Here is an 18,145-nt window from a genome sequence, read left to right as displayed (position 1 = left end):
CCCCATCCGCCGTCGGCACCTCCCTCTTCCCGTAACCCAAGACTTCAGAATTTAGAGAACAAGAGAGAACAGGGACCATATGTCCAGCGAATCCTCCTTCGGCCTCATGCAGATCGGCCTCGCCACCGCGGAAGACATCCGTGGCTGGTCTTACGGCGAGGTTAAGAAGCCGGAAACCATCAACTACCGCACGCTCAAGCCTGAGAAGGACGGCCTCTTCTGCGAGAAGATCTTCGGCCCGTCCCGCGACTGGGAGTGCTACTGCGGTAAGTACAAGCGCGTGCGCTTCAAGGGCATCATCTGCGAGCGGTGTGGCGTTGAAGTCACCCGCGCCAAGGTGCGCCGTGAGCGTATGGGCCACATCGAGCTGGCCGCCCCGGTCACGCACATCTGGTACTTCAAGGGTGTTCCGTCCCGTCTGGGCTACCTCCTTGACCTGGCACCGAAGGACCTCGAAAAGGTCATCTACTTCGCCGCCTACATGATCACGAGCGTCGACGCCGACAGCCGCCACGAAGAACTGCCCAACCTCCAGGTTGAGCACGACATCGAGAAGAAGCAGCTGATCGACAACCGCGACTCCGACATCGCCACGATCGCCCGCGACCTCGAGAACGAGCTTGCCCGTCTCGAAGGCGAAGGCGCCAAGGCTGCCGACAAGAAGAAGGCCCGCGACTCCGCCGACCGCCAGATGGCTAACGTCCGCAAGCGCGCGGATGCTGAAATCGAGCGCCTCGAGCAGGTCTGGGACCGGTTCAAGAACCTCAAGGTCGCCGACCTCGAAGGTGACGAAGGCCTGTACCGCGAACTGCGTGACCGCTACGGCATGTACTTCGAAGGCTCCATGGGTGCCGAGGCGATCAAGAAGCGTCTTGAGAACTTCGACATGCAGGCCGAGTCGGACATGCTCCGGGACATCATCGCCAACGGCAAGGGCCAGCGCAAGACCCGCGCCCTGAAGCGGCTCAAGGTGGTCAACGCCTTCCTGACGACCAACAACAGCCCGCTCGGCATGGTGCTGGACGCGGTCCCGGTGATCCCGCCGGAACTGCGCCCGATGGTCCAGCTGGACGGCGGCCGCTTCGCGACCTCCGACCTCAACGACCTCTACCGCCGCGTGATCAACCGCAACAACCGGCTCAAGCGCCTGCTTGACCTCGGCGCTCCGGAGATCATCGTCAACAACGAGAAGCGGATGCTTCAGGAAGCCGTTGACAGCCTCTTCGACAACGGCCGCCGCGGCCGTCCGGTCACCGGACCGGGCAACCGTCCGCTGAAGTCCCTGTCCGACATGCTCAAGGGCAAGCAGGGCCGGTTCCGCCAGAACCTCCTCGGCAAGCGCGTTGACTACTCCGGCCGTTCGGTCATCGTCGTCGGCCCGCAGCTGAAGCTGCACCAGTGTGGTCTGCCGAAGCAGATGGCGCTGGAGCTCTTCAAGCCGTTCGTGATGAAGCGCCTGGTTGACCTCAACCACGCGCAGAACATCAAGTCGGCCAAGCGGATGGTTGAGCGTTACCGCCCGCAGGTCTGGGACGTCCTCGAAGAGATCATCACCGAGCACCCCGTGCTGCTGAACCGTGCACCCACCCTGCACCGTCTCGGCATCCAGGCGTTCGAACCGCAGCTTGTTGAAGGCAAGGCAATCCAGCTTCACCCGCTGGTTTGTGGCGCCTTCAACGCCGACTTCGACGGCGACCAGATGGCAGTGCACCTGCCGCTGAGCCCCGAAGCCCAGGCGGAAGCCCGGATCCTGATGCTGTCCTCGAACAACATCCTGAAGCCGTCCGACGGCCGCCCGGTGACCCTGCCGTCGCAGGATATGATCATCGGTCTCTACCACCTGACCACCAAGCGTGTCGGTTCAGCTGGCGAAGGCCGGATCTTCTCCTCGGTGTCGGAAGCCATCATGGCGTACGACCTGCACGAGCTGCACCTGAACTCCCAGGTCAAGATCCGGCTGGAGGGCTTTGTCCCTTACGCCGGCTGGGAAGCTCCGGAAGGCTACGAGCCGGGTCAGACCGTGCTCGTCCAGACCTCCCTGGGCCAGGTCCTCTTCAACGAGACCCTGCCCGCGGACTACCCGTGGGTGGAGAACGTTGCGGACAAGGGCGAACTGTCCACGATCGTCAACGATCTCGCAGAGCGCTACCCGAAGGTGATCACGGCGGCAACGCTGGACAACCTGAAGGATGCCGGTTTCTACTGGGCCACCCGGTCCGGCGTTACCGTCGCCATCTCCGACATCGAGGTACCCAAGGACAAGCCGCGGATCCTCGCCGGTTACGAGACCATGGCTGCCAAGATCCAGGGACAGTACGACAAGGGCCTGATCGACGACGACGAGCGTCGCCAGGAACTGATCGAGATCTGGAACAAGGCAACCAACGAAATCGCCCAGGCGATGCGTGACAGCCTGTCGCCGATGAACACCATCAACCGCATGGTCTCCTCGGGCGCACGTGGTAACTGGATGCAGGTTCGCCAGATCGCGGGTATCCGTGGCCTGGTGGCTAACCCTAAGGGCGAGATCATCCCGCGTCCGATCAAGTCCTCCTACCGCGAGGGCCTGTCGGTGCTGGAATACTTCATCGCCACGCACGGTGCCCGTAAGGGTCTGGCCGATACCGCACTGCGTACCGCCAACTCGGGTTACCTGACCCGCCGTCTGGTGGACGTCTCGCAGGACGTTATCGTTCGGGAAGAAGACTGCGGCACCGAGCGCGGCCTGATGACCGCCATTGCCGTGGCTGACGCCAACGGTGAGCTGGTCTTGGACGAGAACGTTGAGAACAGCGCGTACGCCCGGACCCTGGCCGTGGATGTCGTTGACTCCAAGGGCAAGGTTCTGGCAGCGGGCGGCACCGACTGCGGCGACGTTGTTATTGCCGAACTGTTCGCCGCCGGCATCACCGAGGTCAAGGTCCGCTCCGTACTCACCTGTGAGTCCAGCGTCGGCACCTGCGCCCTGTGCTACGGCCGTTCGCTCGCCACTGGTAAGACCGTCGACATCGGAGAGGCCGTGGGCATCATCGCCGCACAGTCCATCGGTGAGCCGGGTACCCAGCTGACGATGCGTACGTTCCACACCGGTGGTGCTGTCTCCTCCAGCGGCGGCGACGACATCACCCAGGGTCTGCCCCGTATCCAGGAGCTCTTTGAAGCCCGTACTCCGAAGGGTGTCGCGCCGATTGCTGAAGCAGCCGGCCGGATCACCATCGAAGAGTCCGAGCGCCAGATGCGCCTGGTCATCACCCCGGATGACGGATCCGAAGAGATCGCTTACCCGGTGCTGCGCCGTTCACGTCTTCTCATCGAAGACGGCGATCACGTCAGCGTCGGCCAGAAGCTCATCAACGGTCCGGTCGACCCCAAGCAGGTTCTGCGCATCATGGGCCCCCGGGCCGCGCAGAAGTTCCTGGTGGACGAAGTCCAGGGTGTGTACCGCAGCCAGGGCATCGGTATCCACGACAAGCACGTCGAGGTTATCGTCCGCCAGATGCTGCGCCGCGTCACTGTCATCGAGTCCGGCGAATCGGATCTGCTGCCCGGCGAGCTCGCCGAGCGCAGCCGCTTCGAAGATGCCAACCGCCGTGTTGTGTCCGAGGGCAAGACGCCGGCTTCCGGCCGTCCCGAGCTGATGGGCATCACCAAGGCGTCCCTGGCGACCGAGTCCTGGCTGTCCGCAGCTTCCTTCCAGGAAACCACCCGCGTCCTGACGCAGGCGGCCATGGAAGGCAAGAGCGATCCGCTGCTCGGCCTGAAGGAAAACGTCATCATCGGTAAGCTCATCCCGGCCGGCACGGGTCTCCCGCGCTACACCGAGGTCACGGTGGAGCCCACTGAAGAAGCAAAGGCCAATCTGTTTACCGGCCCCAGCGCGTTCAGTGACTTCTCCTACGATTCCCTGGGCGGCGACGGAGCTCCTGAGTTCCACGCCATCCCGCTGGATGACTACGACCTGGGCAGCGACTTCCGCTAAGCCGCCAGTTCGACGCCGGGCCCCGTCACCGCTCCGCCTAACAGCGGAGCGGAGGCGGGGCCTTTGCGTTTGCTGGGTTCGATTAAGGGCTGGCAGCGGGCCGTGTTAGACTTGAAACTAATTGTTATTGTGGCAGTGGATGAGTGCGCCGGTTACAGCTGAAAGGCTGGGCCAGGACGACGTTTCCGGTTTGCAGGGTTCTTGTGCAACGTATGCCACATTTTCGCATGCCTAGGGGCAAGGGTGGGCATTAGTCCGCGGATCCCGGCGTGCGGCCCGACTATTAAGGCTTCGCCTCAGCTGCTCTGGAGAGAACTTCAAAGCTCGAGCGGCGGGGCGCAGCGACAAGAGAGCGGCCGCCAACGGCCGCTCCGGATAAAACGGAGAACACGAGAGTGCCTACGATTAACCAGCTGGTCCGCAAGGGCCGCACGCCTAAGGTCAAGAAGACCAAGGCCCCCGCGCTTAACGGCAGCCCGATGCGCCGCGGTGTTTGCACCCGCGTCTACACAACAACCCCGAAGAAGCCGAACTCGGCTCTGCGTAAGGTTGCACGTGTCCGCCTCAACGGTGGCGTTGAAGTTACCGCCTACATCCCCGGCGTGGGCCACAACCTGCAGGAGCACTCCATTGTGCTCGTCCGTGGTGGTCGCGTTAAGGACCTTCCGGGTGTCCGCTACAAGATCGTCCGTGGTGCCCTCGATACCCAGGGTGTCAAGAACCGTAAGCAGGCTCGTAGCCGCTACGGCGCAAAGATGGAGAAGAAGTAATATGCCTCGCAAGGGTCCGGCCCCCAAGCGGCCGCTAGTTCTAGATCCCGTTTACGGCTCCCCGCTGGTCACCCAGTTGATCAACAAGGTGCTCGTTGACGGCAAGAAGTCCACCGCCGAGCGTATCGTTTACGGTGCACTCGAAGGTGCTCGTGCCAAGTCCGGCGGCGACCCGGTTGCAGCCCTCAAGAAGGCCATGGAGAACGTCAAGCCTTCCCTCGAGGTCCGCTCGCGCCGCGTCGGTGGCGCTACCTACCAGGTTCCGGTTGAGGTCAAGCCGGGCCGCTCCACCGCCCTCGCCCTGCGCTGGCTGGTTGGGTACTCCAAGGCCCGCCGCGAGAAGACGATGACCGAGCGCCTCCAGAACGAAATTCTGGATGCCTCCAACGGTCTCGGTGCCGCTGTGAAGCGCCGCGAAGACACCCACAAGATGGCCGAGTCCAACAAGGCCTTCGCACACTACCGCTGGTAATACTTCCCGGACGCCGCCGGCTCAACCGAGCCGGCGGCGGACGTGCAGTCCATCCGAAAGGGAGACACCGTGGCACAGGACGTGCTTACTGACCTTAGCAAGGTCCGCAATATCGGCATTATGGCCCACATTGATGCCGGCAAGACCACTACTACCGAGCGCATCCTGTTCTACACAGGTGTGAACCACAAAATCGGCGAAACGCACGACGGCGCTTCGACGACTGACTGGATGGAACAGGAAAAGGAACGCGGCATTACCATCACGTCTGCCGCCGTGACCTGCTTCTGGGAAAACAACCAGATCAACATCATTGACACCCCCGGGCACGTTGACTTCACTGTTGAGGTGGAGCGCTCCTTGCGCGTCCTCGACGGTGCCGTTGCCGTGTTCGATGGCAAGGAAGGTGTGGAGCCGCAGTCTGAGACTGTTTGGCGCCAGGCGGACAAGTACAACGTCCCGCGCATCTGCTTCGTCAACAAGATGGACAAGCTCGGTGCTGATTTCTACTTCACCGTAGATACCATCATCAGCCGCCTCGGTGCCAAGCCGCTGGTTATGCAGCTGCCGATCGGCGCCGAGAACGACTTCGTCGGCGTCGTAGACCTGCTCTACATGCGCGCACTGGTGTGGCCCGGCGACTCCAAGGGTGACGTCACCATGGGTGCCAAGTACGAGATCCGCGAGATCCCGGCGGACCTCCAGGAAAAGGCCGAGGAGTACCGCGCAACGCTCGTTGAGACCGTAGCGGAGTCCTCCGAAGAGCTGATGGAGAAGTACCTCGAAGGTGAAGAAATCACCACCGATGAACTCAAGGCCGGCATCCGAAAGATGACGATCAACTCCGAGCTGTACCCGGTCTTCTGCGGCTCCGCGTTCAAGAACCGCGGCGTCCAGCCGATGCTCGATGCCGTGGTGGACTACCTGCCGAACCCGCTCGACGTCCCGCCGATGATCGGTCACGATCCCCGCGACGAAGAGAAGGAACTGACGCGCAAGCCGTCTTCCGAGGAGCCGTTCTCGGCTCTGGCGTTCAAGATCGCTACGCACCCGTTCTTCGGTCAGCTCACCTTCATCCGCGTGTACTCCGGTCACGTGGAGGCAGGCTCCCAGGTGGTCAACTCCACCAAGGGCAAGAAGGAGCGCATCGGCAAGCTGTTCCAGATGCACGCCAACAAGGAAATGCCCGTTGAGGGCGCTACCGCCGGCCACATCTACGCAGCGATCGGTCTGAAGGACACCACCACGGGCGACACCCTGTGTGACTCTTCGAACCAGATCGTCCTGGAGTCCATGAGCTTCCCGGAGCCCGTGATCTCTGTTGCGATCGAGCCGAACACCAAGGGCGACCAGGAGAAGCTTTCCACGGCCATCCAGAAGCTCTCCGCTGAGGACCCGACCTTCCAGGTCTCCCTCAACGAGGACACGGGCCAGACCATCATCGCCGGCATGGGCGAACTCCACCTGGATATCCTGGTGGACCGCATGCGCCGCGAATTCAAGGTCGAGGCGAACGTGGGCAAGCCCCAGGTCGCTTACCGCGAAACCATCAAGCGTGCTGTGGAGCGTCACGACTACACACACAAGAAGCAGACCGGTGGTTCGGGCCAGTTCGCTAAGATCCAGATTGCGATCGAGCCGCTGGACACGTCCGAGGGCGAGATGTACGAGTTCTCGAACAAGGTCACCGGCGGCCGCATTCCGCGCGAATACATTCCCTCGGTTGACGCTGGCATCCAGTCTGCGCTGAACGACGGCGTCCTGGCCGGCTACCCGGTTGTCGGCATCAAGGCCACGCTGATTGACGGCGCGTACCACGACGTTGACTCCTCGGAAATGGCGTTCAAGATCGCCGGGCGGATGGCTTTCAAGGAAGCTGCACGCAAGGCGAACCCCGTTCTGCTCGAACCGCTGATGGATGTCGAGGTCCGCACCCCTGAGGAATACATGGGTGAAGTTATCGGTGACCTCAACTCCCGCCGCGGCCAGATGCAGTCCATGGAAGACGCGCAGGGTGTCAAGGTCATCCGTGCGCACGTCCCGCTGTCCGGCATGTTCGGCTACATCGGTGACCTGCGCTCGAAGACCCAGGGCCGTGCTGTGTACTCCATGACGTTCAACAGCTACGCCGAGGTCCCGAAGGCAGTCGCCGACGAGATCATCCAGAAGAACCGCGGCGAGTAGCCTCCAAGGCTTCCGCAGCAACAAACTCGGGTGCGTTTCCGGTTCCGGAAATTCACCTGGTGCAGGTGGCCGGCTTCGGTCCGCCGGACCGGCCACCAGCACCGACAGGCTCAAGGGACTAGTATTAGTTCCTGAATCTGCAATTTCATCAATCCAAAGCCCCCCAAGTAGACTTACTGAAGTTTCGCCGCGACAAGCGCGGTCGAAGGGTAAGTCATTTGAAAACGTTCTAGGAGGAACCTGTGGCAAAGGCAAAGTTCGAGCGGACTAAGCCGCACGTTAACATCGGCACCATTGGTCACGTTGACCACGGTAAGACGACGTTGACGGCCGCGATTTCCAAGGTGCTGTACGACAAGTACCCGACTCTCAACGAGCAGCGCGACTTCGCGTCCATTGACTCTGCTCCCGAAGAGCGTCAGCGCGGCATTACCATCAACATCTCCCACGTTGAGTACCAGACCGAGAAGCGCCACTACGCACACGTAGACGCTCCGGGTCACGCTGACTACATCAAAAACATGATCACCGGTGCCGCACAGATGGACGGTGCGATCCTTGTGGTTGCCGCCACTGACGGCCCGATGGCTCAGACCCGCGAGCACGTTCTGCTGGCCCGCCAGGTTGGCGTTCCCTACCTGCTGGTCGCGCTGAACAAGTCGGACATGGTCGATGACGAAGAGCTCCTCGACCTCGTCGAAATGGAAGTTCGCGAGCTGCTTTCGGCTCAGGGCTTCGATGGCGACAACGCCCCGGTTGTGCGCGTTTCCGGTCTCAAGGCCCTCGAAGGCGACCCGGTTTGGGTCAAGTCCGTCGAGGACCTTATGGAAGCTGTCGACGAGTCCGTTCCGGACCCCGTCCGTGACCGTGACAAGCCGTTCCTGATGCCGATCGAAGATGTCTTCACGATCACCGGCCGTGGCACCGTTGTAACGGGCCGCGCCGAGCGTGGAACCCTCGCCATCAACTCCGAGGTCGAGATCGTCGGCATCCGCCCGGTCCAGAAGACCACGGTGACCGGTATCGAGATGTTCCACAAGCAGCTCGACGAAGCATGGGCCGGCGAGAACTGTGGCCTCCTGCTCCGCGGTCTGAAGCGTGACGATGTTGAGCGTGGCCAGGTTGTCGTCAAGCCGGGTTCCATCACCCCGCACACCGACTTCGAGGCTAACGTCTACATCCTCTCCAAGGACGAAGGCGGGCGTCACAACCCGTTCTACTCCAACTACCGCCCGCAGTTCTACTTCCGCACCACGGACGTAACCGGCGTCATCACCCTGCCGGAAGGCACGGAAATGGTTATGCCCGGCGACAACACTGAAATGAGCGTTGCGCTCATCCAGCCCATCGCCATGGAAGACGGCCTCGGCTTCGCTATCCGCGAAGGCGGCCGCACCGTTGGTTCGGGACGCGTTACCAAGATCCTCAAGTAATACTTGCTGATCCGAGTTAGTCGCTGACCGGTCCGGCTGCCTGACGGCCGCCGTGAAGCAAGGAACAGCCCCGCTGCACTGCAGCGGGGCTGTTCTTTTTAACGTCCTGCTACCGTTGCAGGTGAAGAGAGGAGTCCGGCATGGAATGGATCATTTTCCTCGTGGTTGTCCTCGCTGTCGTCGCGGGCGGCTTGTGGGCCAAGAGGTACTTCCGGCACGAAATCAAGCGGGCGAAGCGGATCGACCGCGCCAACATGCGCCAGTAGCCGCGCCGGCGGGCTAGGGATCGGATCGACTTTTCCGGGCCCGGCTTAGTGCCTGATACCAGTAGAACGAGTCCTTGGGCGTGCGCTCCTGGGTGTCAAAATCCACGTGGATCAGGCCGAAGCGCTGGGAATAGCCGGCCGCCCATTCAAAGTTGTCCATCAGGGTCCACACGTAGTAACCAAGCAGTTCAACGTCCTCGGCGACGCCGCCAGGCGCCGTCGCATCCAGGGCATGGCCCAGATGGGCCGCGATGTATTTGATCCGGTCCGCATCCGCTATGGCGCCGGAGACGTGGTCGGGCTCCGGAAAGCTGGCGCCGCTTTCGGTGATATACAGCGGGGGCAGCGCTGCTCCATAGCGGTCTTTCAGCTCACGGAGCAGCAGGCCCAGGTGCTCCGGTGCCACCGGCCAGCCAAAGCCAGTGGTCGGGTACTCCGGGAATGCCACCAGGTGGAAGGGCATCTTCAGCATGGCGTCCACGTTGCCCGCAGGGGTGTCGCCCTGGCCGCGTCCGGTCGCGACCTTCACCGGATAGTAATAGTTCAGCCCGTAAAAATCGAGGGGCTGGTGGATGGTCCGGAGGTCGTCGTCGGAGGCATTGCCGAGTGCGCGGAACCAGGGCCTCGCGATCAGGGGGACCTTCGGGTACCGCCCCAGGAGGATCGGATCCGCATAGACCCGGTTAAGGACCAGGTCAAAGATGTCGGCAAGCATCCGGTCCGTGACCGACCGGCCGGCCGGCCGCACCGGGGAGTGCAGGTTGGTGACACCCACGGCGCCGGCAACTCCCTCGGCCCGCAGCGCCTGTACGGCGAGGCCGTGGCCCAACAGCTGGTGGTGGACGGCGGGCAGGGAGTCAAAGAGCAGCTCCCGGCCCGGCGCGTGCACCCCCAGGGCGTAGCCGTTGAGCGTCACGGATGCCGGTTCGTTCAGCGTTACCCACTGTGAAACGCGATCACCGAACCGGCGGCCGGCGGCCGCACTGTACTCCGCGAAGCGCTCCGCTGTGGAGCGGTTCAGCCAGCCGCCCCGGTGTTCGAGCGGCAGCGGAGTGTCCCAATGGTACAAGGTCGCCATCGGAGCGATGCCGGCCGCGAGCAGCTGGTCAATGAGCCGGTCGTAAAAGTCCAGCCCCTCGGTGTTGAACGGCCCGGACCCCGCCGGCTGGATGCGGGGCCAGGAGAGCGAGAAGCGGTAGGAGTCGACGCCGAGAGTGCGCATCAGCTCGACGTCTTCGGGAGTGCGGTTGTAGTGGTCGCAGGCGACGGCGGGGGAGTGGCCGTCCCGGATGCTGCCTGGTTTCTGGACAAAGGCGTCCCAGCCGGAGGGGCCGCGGCCGCCGGCGTCCAGCGAACCTTCGATCTGGAAGGCGGCCGAGGCGACGCCCAACAGGAAATCCGGGCTCAAGCGGTCGGCAAGAGCCTGCAGCGCCACAGCATCCTGCACGGTCATCTGCCCATCATCCCCACGCTGCCTGCTGAAGGCAATGAGTGTCCATCCGTTCCGGCGTCGACCGGGCTGAGAGACTGCCGCTGGCGCGGTGCCCGGACCGCCCGCCGCGGCTGCCGATTCGCTTCTGCCCATAAATTCCGGCATACTAGATGAGTTGTTCAAGCGCTCTTTCGCGTCCCGATCCGGATAATGCCGGGTGTCAGGGTCCAAGTAGGAGACCAAACATAACCCACTCCCCATGGAACTGCGGATGTGTATGCGTGAAAAGCGCGACACGCCCGACCGCGGGGGTCGGTTACGCCGGCAGGTTGAGGAACCCGGATTTGTCCGGATTCAGCTTGTGCGGCGGGTGGTAGTTACGACTTCAATTGCCTCGGCAGCCACATGCAACACGCAAGTAAACAGAGCAGCCCTCACTGGAGCAGCACTAACTGAAAGAGAGTCAGGCGACATGGCGGGACAAAAAATCCGCATCCGGCTGAAGTCATACGACCACGAGGTCATTGACGTTTCAGCACGGAAGATCGTTGAGACGGTCACGCGCGCAGGCGCCACGGTAGTAGGCCCTGTGCCGCTGCCGACGGAGAAGAACATCTACTGCGTCATCCGCTCTCCGCACAAGTACAAGGACAGCCGTGAGCACTTCGAAATGCGTACTCACAAGCGTCTGATCGACATCATCGACCCCACGCCCAAGGCTGTTGATTCGCTTATGCGTCTCGACCTGCCGGCCGACGTGAACATCGAAATCAAGCTCTAGGGAGGTGCTGAGAGACTATGACCGCAACCCGTAACGTAAAGGGCCTGCTGGGCACGAAGCTCGGCATGACCCAGGTCTGGGACGAGAACAACAAGCTCATCCCCGTCACTGTGGTCCAGGCTGACTCCAACGTCATCACGCAGCTGCGCAATGCAGACACTGATGGCTATGTCGCCGTTCAGATCGGCTACGGCCAGATCGATCCCCGCAAGGTCACCAAGCCGCTGGCTGGTCACTTTGAAAAGGCAGGCGTCACGCCTCGCCGCCACGTCGTCGAACTGCGCACTGCAGATGCTGACTCTTACGAGCTGGGCCAGGAGCTCTCCGTAGAGCTCTTCGAAGCCGGCCAGAAGATCGACGTTGTTGGCACCACCAAGGGCAAGGGCTTCGCCGGTGTAATGAAGCGTCACGGCTTCCACGGCGTTGGAGCTTCCCACGGTGCACACAAGAACCACCGCAAGCCCGGTTCCATCGGTGGCGCATCCACCCCGAGCCGCGTCTTCAAGGGCATGAAAATGGCCGGCCGCATGGGCGCCGTTCGTCACACCACGCTGAACCTCACGGTCCACGCGGTTGACGTCGAGAAGTCGCTGCTCCTGATCAAGGGCGCCGTCCCCGGCGCCCGCGGCCAGGTCGTACTCGTACGCACCGCCGTGAAGGGAGCCTAGTTCAATGACTAGCACTGTCAAGGTTGACCTGCCTGCAGAGATCTTCGACGTACAGACCAACGTGCCGTTGCTGCACCAGGTCGTCGTTGCCCAGCTCGCTGCTGCTCGCCAGGGTACCCACAAGACCAAGACCCGCGCCGAGGTTTCCGGTGCAGGTCGCAAGCCGTTCAAGCAGAAGGGCACCGGCCGCGCCCGTCAGGGTTCAATCCGTGCTCCTCACATGACCGGTGGTGGCGTTGTCCACGGCCCCACGCCGCGTGACTACAGCCAGCGCACCCCCAAGAAGATGATTGCTGCTGCACTGCGCGGCGCTCTCTCTGACCGCGCCCGTAACGGCCGCATCCACGTCGTCGCTGAACTGGTAGCCGGCACCAAGCCGTCCTCCAGCGCAGCACTGGCAACCCTGCGAGGTGTCTCCGAGCGTAAGAACCTGCTCGTTGTCATCGAGCGCGCCAACGACGTTGCTGCACTCTCCGTGCGTAACCTCACGGATGTTCACGTTCTGTACGCAGACCAGCTGAACACCTACGACGTTCTCGTCTCCGATGACGTTGTCTTCACCAAGGCTGCCTACGAAGCATTCGTTGCTGACCGGGCAGTGGCAAAGAACCAGGAGGATGCCAAGTGAGTGCAGCCACCCTCAAGGATCCGCGCGACGTTGTGCTTGCACCCGTCGTCTCGGAAAAGAGCTACGGCCTGATCGACGAGGGCAAGTACACCTTCCTGGTGGACCCCCGCTCGAACAAGACCGAGATCAAGCTGGCCGTGGAGAAAATCTTCTCCGTCAAGGTCGACTCGATCAACACCATCAACCGTGCCGGTAAGCGCAAGCGCACCAAATTCGGATGGGGTACCCGCAAGAACACCAAGCGTGCAATTGTGAGCCTCAAAGAAGGCACTATCGACATCTTCGGCGGTCCGCTCTCGTAGCGGAGACCACTTTAACGAGGAAATAAATTATGGGAATCCGTAAATATAAGCCGACTACCCCGGGCCGTCGCGGCTCGAGCGTAGCGGACTTCACTGAAATCACGCGGTCGACGCCGGAAAAGTCGTTGGTACGTCCCCTCCCGAAAAAGGGTGGCCGTAACAACACCGGTAAGATCACGACCCGTCACAAGGGTGGTGGACACAAGCGCCAGTACCGTCTGATCGACTTCCGTCGCCACGACAAAGACGGCGTCAACGCCCGCGTTGCCGAAATCGAGTACGATCCGAACCGCACGGCTCGCATCGCACTCCTCCACTACGTTGATGGCACCAAGCGTTACATCATCGCCCCGAACAAGCTGTCCCAGGGTGACACGGTGGAAGCAGGTGCCGACGCTGATATCAAGCCCGGCAACAACCTTCCGCTGCGCAACATCCCGGTGGGTACCGTTATCCACGCAGTTGAACTGCGTCCGGGTGGCGGCGCCAAGATGGGCCGCTCTGCCGGCGCATCGATCCAGCTCGTGGCAAAGGAAGGCCGCTTCGCCCAGCTGCGTCTGCCTTCCGGCGAAATCCGCAACGTTGACGTGCGCTGCCGCGCAACCGTCGGCGAGGTCGGCAACGCCGAGCAGTCGAACATCAACTGGGGTAAGGCCGGCCGTATGCGCTGGAAGGGCGTTCGCCCGACCGTCCGTGGTGTCGCCATGAACCCGGTCGACCACCCCCATGGTGGTGGCGAGGGTAAGACGTCCGGTGGACGTCACCCCGTCAACCCGAACGGTAAGCGCGAAGGCCGCACCCGCCGTCCCAACAAAGAGAGCGACAAGCTTATTGTTCGTCGCCGTCGTACTGGCAAGAACAAGCGATAGGAGCCTGGACACATGCCACGCAGCCTGAAAAAAGGTCCTTTCGTTGACCAGCACCTCTTTGTAAAGGTAGCCAGGGAAAACGAAAAGGGCACCAAAAACGTCATCAAGACCTGGTCCCGCCGTTCGATGATCGTCCCCGACATGCTCGGTCACACGATCGCCGTACATGACGGACGCAAGCACATCCCCGTGTTTGTCACTGAGTCGATGGTCGGGCACAAGCTCGGCGAATTCGCTCCCACGCGGACATTCCGCGGCCATGTCAAGGACGACCGTAAGGGCAAGCGCCGCTAGGCGCCTGCACTTACGTCAAAGACGAGAGAAGGAAAGCAATGGAAGCCAAGGCAATTGCGCGTCACATCCGCGTAACGCCTATGAAGGCCCGGCGCGTCGTCAACCTTGTTCGTGGTAAGCAAGCGAATGAGGCTCTGGCAATTCTGAAGTTTGCCCCGCAGGCAGCTTCGGAGCCGGTATTCAAGGTAGTTCAGTCGGCAATCTCCAACGCCCGGGTCCTCGCGGACCGTGACGGCGTGGCGTTTGACGAGGGTGACCTCATCATCAGCGAAATGTATGTTGATGAAGGCCCGACCATGAAGCGGTTTCAGCCGCGAGCCCAGGGTCGTGCATTTCAGATTAAGAAGCGCACGAGCCACATCACCGTGGTAGTCGCTACCCCGGAGAAAGAGGAGGCTCGCTAAGTGGGACAGAAAGTTAACCCGCACGGGTTCCGACTCGGCATCACCACCGATCACGTATCGCACTGGTTTGCTGACAGCACCAAGCCCGGCCAGCGGTACAAGGACTTCGTTCGCGAAGACATCCGGATCCGCCAGCTTATGTCCACGGGCATGGAGCGCGCCGGTATCGCCAAGGTTGAAATCGAGCGCACCCGCGACCGTGTCCGTGTGGATATCCACACTGCACGTCCGGGCATCGTTATCGGCCGCCGCGGTGCAGAAGCAGACCGCATCCGCGGCGAGCTCGAAAAGCTCACCGGCAAGCAGGTTCAGCTGAACATCCTCGAGGTCAAGAACCCCGAGATGGAAGCCCAGCTTGTTGCCCAGGGCGTTGCTGAGCAGCTGACTTCCCGCGTGGCTTTCCGCCGTGCGATGAAGAAGGCCATGCAGTCCGCACAGCGTGCCGGTGCCAAGGGCATCCGGATCGCTTGCTCCGGTCGACTGGGCGGCGCAGAAATGTCCCGCTCGGAGTTCTACCGCGAAGGCCGTGTGCCCCTGCACACCCTCCGCGCGAACATCGACTACGGCTTCTACGAGGCCAAGACCACCTTCGGCCGTATCGGCGTGAAGGTCTGGATCTACAAGGGTGACGTCACCGCCAAGGAACTGGCTCAGCAGGCTGCTGCTGCTCCGTCCCGCGGCCGTGGTGCCAGCGATCGTCCGGGCCGCCCGGGCGGCGCTGACCGTGGTGACCGCCGTCGTCGTAACGATCGCCCGGCTGAGGCTGCACCCGCTGCTGCCGAAGCTCCGGCTGTTGAAGCCGGAGCCGCAGGCACGGCGCAGTCAGTAGAAGGAGGACAGGCTTAAATGCTTATCCCACGTCGAGTCAAGCACCGTAAGCAGCACCACCCGGGTCGTTCCGGCGCTGCAACGGGCGGCACGAAGGTCTCTTTCGGTGAGTGGGGTATCCAGGCTCTGAGCCCGGCATACGTCACCAACCGTCAGATCGAGTCTGCCCGTATCGCGATGACCCGCCACATCAAGCGTGGCGGCAAGGTCTGGATCAACATCTACCCGGACCGTCCGCTGACGAAGAAGCCGGCCGAAACCCGCATGGGTTCCGGTAAGGGTTCTCCGGAATGGTGGGTCTCAAACGTCAAGCCGGGCCGGGTTCTCTTTGAGATCTCCGGGGTCGATGAAGAAACGGCCCGCGAGGCACTGCGCCTGGCGATCCACAAACTCCCGTTGAAGGCACGCATTCTGCGTCGCGAAGGTGGTGAATAGAAATGTCAGTAGGATCCAAGGAACTTGCATCCGCACAGCTGGACGGTTTCGACAACGAGCGACTCGTTGAGGAACTCCGTAAGGCCAAGGAAGAGCTGTTCAACCTGCGTTTCCAGTCCGCCACCGGTCAGCTGGAGAACCACGGTCGGCTGCGCGCGGTAAAGAAGGACATCGCCCGCATCTACACCGTTCTCCGTGAGCGCGAGCTGGGCATTCGTGCCGAGGTTGCCGCACCGGTTGTGGAAGCCAAGGAAGAAAAGAAGTCCAAGAAAGCTGCAACCAAGAAGGCCGACAAGGCTGAAACGGTTGAGACTGAGGAGGACACCAAGTGAGTGAAAAGGACGAGAACGTGACGGAAACTGTTTCCGGCGCAGCTACGGCTGACGAGCGCGGTGACCGTAAGACGAAGCGCGGCTACGTGGTCTCGGACAAGATGGAAAAGACCATTGTTGTCCAGGTCGAGGACCGTGTGAAGCACGCCCTCTATGGCAAGGTCCTTCGCCGCAACACGAAGATCAAGGCTCACGACGAAGAGAACAGCGCCGGCATCGGCGACCTCGTTCTCCTCGCCGAGACCCGCCCGCTCTCCGCTACCAAGCGGTGGCGTCTGGTGGAGATCCTCGAGAAGGCCAAGTAACACCTGCAGCCTCGCTGTGAGTCGAGAAACCCCCGTTCCCTTCTGGGCGCGGGGGTTTCTCCGTTTCCCGCCGGCGTCGCTGCCGTGATATGGGGATACGCCTGAAACGTGCTAAGATTTTGAGTTTGTATGGCGCCCTCTGTGCGCTGTCATCAAACTCGTAAACAATCGTGCCACGGCATAGTGCCCCCTGCTGCCCCGACCCGTCGGGATTCATCAGGGAAGCAAATGTTTTTGGCACGGGAGTTTAGGCCTGGTCTGGCAAAATCCAGGCAGGTCAAGAGACACCCCGATCAACCGTTCCGCAAGGCTCATTCCGTAGGAAGACTTTCGGTCTGAGAACCCGCGCGACGCAAGGAGTAAATAGTGATTCAGCAGGAGTCGCGACTCAAGGTCGCCGACAACACGGGTGCTAAGGAAATCCTTACCATTCGCGTTCTCGGTGGATCTGGCCGTCGCTACGCAGGCATTGGCGACGTAATCGTCGCTACCGTCAAGGACGCAATTCCGGGCGGCAACGTAAAAAAGGGCGACGTCGTCAAGGCTGTCATCGTCCGTACCAAGAAGGAACGCCGCCGTGCGGATGGTTCCTATATCAAGTTTGACGAGAACGCAGCTGTGATCCTGAAGGCTGACGGTGACCCCCGCGGTACCCGCATCTTCGGACCGGTTGGTCGTGAACTTCGCGATAAGAAGTTCATGAAGATCGTTTCTCTGGCTCCGGAGGTGCTTTAGTCCATGGCTAAGATCAAAAAGGGCGACCTGGTTCAGGTCATCACCGGTGCCAAGGCTGAGCGCGGCGGTGACAAGGGCAAGCAGGGCAAGGTTCTGCGCGTATACCCCGAGTCCAACCGCGTGTTGGTCGAAGGTATCAACCGCGTAACCAAGCACACCAAGGTCGGTCAGTCGCAGCGCGGCACCAAGACCGGTGGCATCGAAGTCGTCGAGGCTACGATCCACATCTCCAACGTGGCACTGGTTGACCCGTCCACCAAAAAGCCCACCCGCGTCGGTTTCCGCACCGAGACCGTTGAGCGCGATGGCGTGAAGCGCGAAGTGCGTGTCCGCGTGGCCAAGAGCTCAGGAAAGGACATCTAATGACTGAGACTCTCGAGACTCCGGCAAGCAAGATCGTTCCTCGTCTGAAGACCAAGTACGCGGATTCCATCAAGAGCACGCTCGTTGAGGAATTCAAGTACGAGAACGTCAACCAGGTTCCCCGTCTGGTGAAGGTCGTTGTGAACATGGGTGTTGGAGATGCCGCCAAGGACTCCAAGCTGATCGACGGCGCTGTCCGCGATCTGACCCTGATCACCGGCCAGAAGCCGCAGGTAACCAAAGCCCGCAAGTCGATCGCACAGTTCAAGCTGCGCGAAGGCATGCCGATCGGTGCACACGCAACTCTGCGTGGGGACCGTATGTGGGAATTCCTGGACCGTCTGGTCACGCTGGCTCTGCCGCGTATCCGCGACTTCCGGGGCCTCAGCGGCAAGCAGTTCGACGGCAACGGCAACTACACCTTCGGTCTGACCGAGCAGGTTATGTTCCACGAGATCGACCAGGATTCCATCGACCGCGTTCGCGGCATGGACATCACCGTCGTGACCACTGCCAAGACCGACAACGAAGGCCGCTCGCTGCTCAAGGCGCTTGGCTTCCCGTTCAAGACCGAAGATTAATCTAGCTACGTAAAAGGTCCGTCCGTGCTGGTTCCGAACTTGTTCGGCTGCCCAGCACGGTGGAAACCGTTATGAGGAAGGGCA

The 18,145-nt window shown here is 61.7% G+C and carries 21 protein-coding genes; 20 read left to right on the top strand and 1 reads right to left on the bottom strand.

All coding sequences use genetic code 11. The features are described from left to right. Positions 1–79 precede the first annotated feature (79 nt). The 6 genes from QI450_RS12550 to QI450_RS12525 all read left to right on the top strand — a co-directional run bounded on the left by QI450_RS12550 (position 80) and on the right by QI450_RS12525 (position 9,104). Positions 80–3,979 carry a DNA-directed RNA polymerase subunit beta' gene (locus QI450_RS12550; RefSeq protein ID WP_226774759.1) on the top strand — a complete coding sequence of 1,300 codons (3,900 nt, stop codon included), beginning with the start codon at positions 80–82 and terminating at the stop codon, positions 3,977–3,979. A gap of 395 nt (positions 3,980–4,374) precedes the next feature. Then, the gene (rpsL, locus tag QI450_RS12545) at positions 4,375–4,749 is read left to right on the top strand and encodes a 30S ribosomal protein S12 (protein WP_011692814.1); all 375 of its coding nucleotides are present in this window, start codon (positions 4,375–4,377) and stop codon (positions 4,747–4,749) included. 1 nt (position 4,750) lies between these two features. Continuing rightward, complete coding sequence (gene rpsG, locus QI450_RS12540) at positions 4,751–5,221, top strand: 30S ribosomal protein S7 (protein ID WP_011692813.1); 471 nt, start codon at positions 4,751–4,753, stop codon at positions 5,219–5,221. 69 nt (positions 5,222–5,290) lie between these two features. Further along, on the top strand, positions 5,291–7,405 hold the full coding sequence (fusA, locus tag QI450_RS12535; protein WP_226774758.1) for an elongation factor G: 2,115 nt from the start codon (positions 5,291–5,293) through the stop codon (positions 7,403–7,405). Positions 7,406–7,647: 242 nt separating this feature from the next. Continuing rightward, the gene (gene tuf, locus QI450_RS12530; protein ID WP_226774757.1) at positions 7,648–8,838 is read left to right on the top strand and encodes an elongation factor Tu; all 1,191 of its coding nucleotides are present in this window, start codon (positions 7,648–7,650) and stop codon (positions 8,836–8,838) included. A gap of 140 nt (positions 8,839–8,978) precedes the next feature. Then, a complete protein-coding gene (locus QI450_RS12525) occupies positions 8,979–9,104 on the top strand; it encodes a hypothetical protein (RefSeq protein ID WP_256446815.1) in 126 nt (41 codons plus the stop codon). Between the two features lie 13 nt (positions 9,105–9,117). Here the strand turns inward: QI450_RS12525 and QI450_RS12520 are convergent, their stop codons facing one another. Continuing rightward, complete coding sequence (locus QI450_RS12520; protein WP_226774756.1) at positions 9,118–10,557, bottom strand: GH1 family beta-glucosidase; 1,440 nt, start codon at positions 10,555–10,557, stop codon at positions 9,118–9,120. A gap of 451 nt (positions 10,558–11,008) precedes the next feature. On the opposite strand from QI450_RS12520, the gene rpsJ reads away from it, so the two are divergent. The 14 genes from rpsJ to rplE all read left to right on the top strand — a co-directional run bounded on the left by rpsJ (position 11,009) and on the right by rplE (position 18,061). Next, a complete protein-coding gene (gene rpsJ, locus QI450_RS12515) occupies positions 11,009–11,317 on the top strand; it encodes a 30S ribosomal protein S10 (protein ID WP_038464699.1) in 309 nt (102 codons plus the stop codon). A gap of 17 nt (positions 11,318–11,334) precedes the next feature. Further along, the gene (rplC, locus tag QI450_RS12510) at positions 11,335–11,985 is read left to right on the top strand and encodes a 50S ribosomal protein L3 (RefSeq protein ID WP_024366134.1); all 651 of its coding nucleotides are present in this window, start codon (positions 11,335–11,337) and stop codon (positions 11,983–11,985) included. Between the two features lie 4 nt (positions 11,986–11,989). Further along, on the top strand, positions 11,990–12,613 hold the full coding sequence (gene rplD / locus QI450_RS12505) for a 50S ribosomal protein L4 (RefSeq protein WP_056425230.1): 624 nt from the start codon (positions 11,990–11,992) through the stop codon (positions 12,611–12,613). After that, entirely contained in the window at positions 12,610–12,915 is a 306-nt protein-coding gene (gene rplW, locus QI450_RS12500; RefSeq protein WP_056425233.1) for a 50S ribosomal protein L23, read from the top strand. Before rplD ends, rplW begins: the two co-directional genes overlap by 4 nt. Positions 12,916–12,944: 29 nt before the next feature. Further along, a complete protein-coding gene (gene rplB, locus QI450_RS12495) occupies positions 12,945–13,784 on the top strand; it encodes a 50S ribosomal protein L2 (RefSeq protein ID WP_226774755.1) in 840 nt (279 codons plus the stop codon). 12 nt (positions 13,785–13,796) lie between these two features. Beyond that, positions 13,797–14,078, top strand: a complete 282-nt coding sequence (rpsS, locus tag QI450_RS12490) for a 30S ribosomal protein S19 (RefSeq protein ID WP_018773666.1) — start codon at positions 13,797–13,799, stop codon at positions 14,076–14,078. 38 nt (positions 14,079–14,116) lie between these two features. Further along, positions 14,117–14,482 carry a 50S ribosomal protein L22 gene (gene rplV, locus QI450_RS12485; RefSeq protein ID WP_069949298.1) on the top strand — a complete coding sequence of 122 codons (366 nt, stop codon included), beginning with the start codon at positions 14,117–14,119 and terminating at the stop codon, positions 14,480–14,482. Further along, entirely contained in the window at positions 14,483–15,328 is an 846-nt protein-coding gene (gene rpsC / locus QI450_RS12480) for a 30S ribosomal protein S3 (RefSeq protein WP_226774754.1), read from the top strand. Further along, positions 15,329–15,745, top strand: a complete 417-nt coding sequence (gene rplP, locus QI450_RS12475; protein ID WP_024366129.1) for a 50S ribosomal protein L16 — start codon at positions 15,329–15,331, stop codon at positions 15,743–15,745. Positions 15,746–15,747: 2 nt separating this feature from the next. Continuing rightward, positions 15,748–16,077 (top strand): 50S ribosomal protein L29, encoded by a 330-nt coding sequence (rpmC, locus tag QI450_RS12470; protein ID WP_269461899.1) that lies wholly within the window; start codon positions 15,748–15,750, stop codon positions 16,075–16,077. Continuing rightward, positions 16,074–16,382 carry a 30S ribosomal protein S17 gene (gene rpsQ / locus QI450_RS12465; protein ID WP_136321879.1) on the top strand — a complete coding sequence of 103 codons (309 nt, stop codon included), beginning with the start codon at positions 16,074–16,076 and terminating at the stop codon, positions 16,380–16,382. The genes rpmC and rpsQ overlap by 4 nt, the downstream gene beginning before the upstream one ends. Before the next feature lie 366 nt (positions 16,383–16,748). Further along, positions 16,749–17,117: a 50S ribosomal protein L14 gene (gene rplN, locus QI450_RS12460; protein ID WP_024366126.1), complete on the top strand. Its 369-nt coding sequence runs from the start codon at positions 16,749–16,751 to the stop codon at positions 17,115–17,117. 3 nt (positions 17,118–17,120) lie between these two features. Further along, positions 17,121–17,480, top strand: a complete 360-nt coding sequence (rplX, locus tag QI450_RS12455) for a 50S ribosomal protein L24 (RefSeq protein WP_226774753.1) — start codon at positions 17,121–17,123, stop codon at positions 17,478–17,480. Further along, positions 17,480–18,061: a 50S ribosomal protein L5 gene (gene rplE / locus QI450_RS12450; protein ID WP_226774752.1), complete on the top strand. Its 582-nt coding sequence runs from the start codon at positions 17,480–17,482 to the stop codon at positions 18,059–18,061. The genes rplX and rplE overlap by 1 nt, the downstream gene beginning before the upstream one ends. Positions 18,062–18,145 lie beyond the last annotated feature (84 nt).

The sequence above is a fragment of the Arthrobacter sp. EM1 genome (assembly GCF_029964055.1).
Taxonomy (GTDB): Bacteria; Actinomycetota; Actinomycetes; order Actinomycetales; family Micrococcaceae; genus Arthrobacter.
This window is presented reverse-complemented; position numbering and strand designations above follow the sequence as displayed.

Excerpts from the sequence above, each read along its gene's own strand:
- QI450_RS12550 (WP_226774759.1), top strand. The coding sequence starts at position 80 with ATGTCCAGCGAATCCTCCTTCGGCCTCATGCAGATCGGCCTCGCCACC.
- rpsG (WP_011692813.1), top strand. The coding sequence starts at position 4,751 with ATGCCTCGCAAGGGTCCGGCCCCCAAGCGGCCGCTAGTTCTAGATCCC.
- QI450_RS12525 (WP_256446815.1), top strand. The coding sequence starts at position 8,979 with ATGGAATGGATCATTTTCCTCGTGGTTGTCCTCGCTGTCGTCGCGGGC.
- QI450_RS12520 (WP_226774756.1), bottom strand. The coding sequence starts at position 10,557 with ATGACCGTGCAGGATGCTGTGGCGCTGCAGGCTCTTGCCGACCGCTTG.
- rpsJ (WP_038464699.1), top strand. The coding sequence starts at position 11,009 with ATGGCGGGACAAAAAATCCGCATCCGGCTGAAGTCATACGACCACGAG.
- rplC (WP_024366134.1), top strand. The coding sequence starts at position 11,335 with ATGACCGCAACCCGTAACGTAAAGGGCCTGCTGGGCACGAAGCTCGGC.
- rplD (WP_056425230.1), top strand. The coding sequence starts at position 11,990 with ATGACTAGCACTGTCAAGGTTGACCTGCCTGCAGAGATCTTCGACGTA.
- rplB (WP_226774755.1), top strand. The coding sequence starts at position 12,945 with ATGGGAATCCGTAAATATAAGCCGACTACCCCGGGCCGTCGCGGCTCG.
- rpsS (WP_018773666.1), top strand. The coding sequence starts at position 13,797 with ATGCCACGCAGCCTGAAAAAAGGTCCTTTCGTTGACCAGCACCTCTTT.
- rplV (WP_069949298.1), top strand. The coding sequence starts at position 14,117 with ATGGAAGCCAAGGCAATTGCGCGTCACATCCGCGTAACGCCTATGAAG.
- rplP (WP_024366129.1), top strand. The coding sequence starts at position 15,329 with ATGCTTATCCCACGTCGAGTCAAGCACCGTAAGCAGCACCACCCGGGT.
- rpmC (WP_269461899.1), top strand. The coding sequence starts at position 15,748 with ATGTCAGTAGGATCCAAGGAACTTGCATCCGCACAGCTGGACGGTTTC.
- rplX (WP_226774753.1), top strand. The coding sequence starts at position 17,121 with ATGGCTAAGATCAAAAAGGGCGACCTGGTTCAGGTCATCACCGGTGCC.
- rplE (WP_226774752.1), top strand. The coding sequence starts at position 17,480 with ATGACTGAGACTCTCGAGACTCCGGCAAGCAAGATCGTTCCTCGTCTG.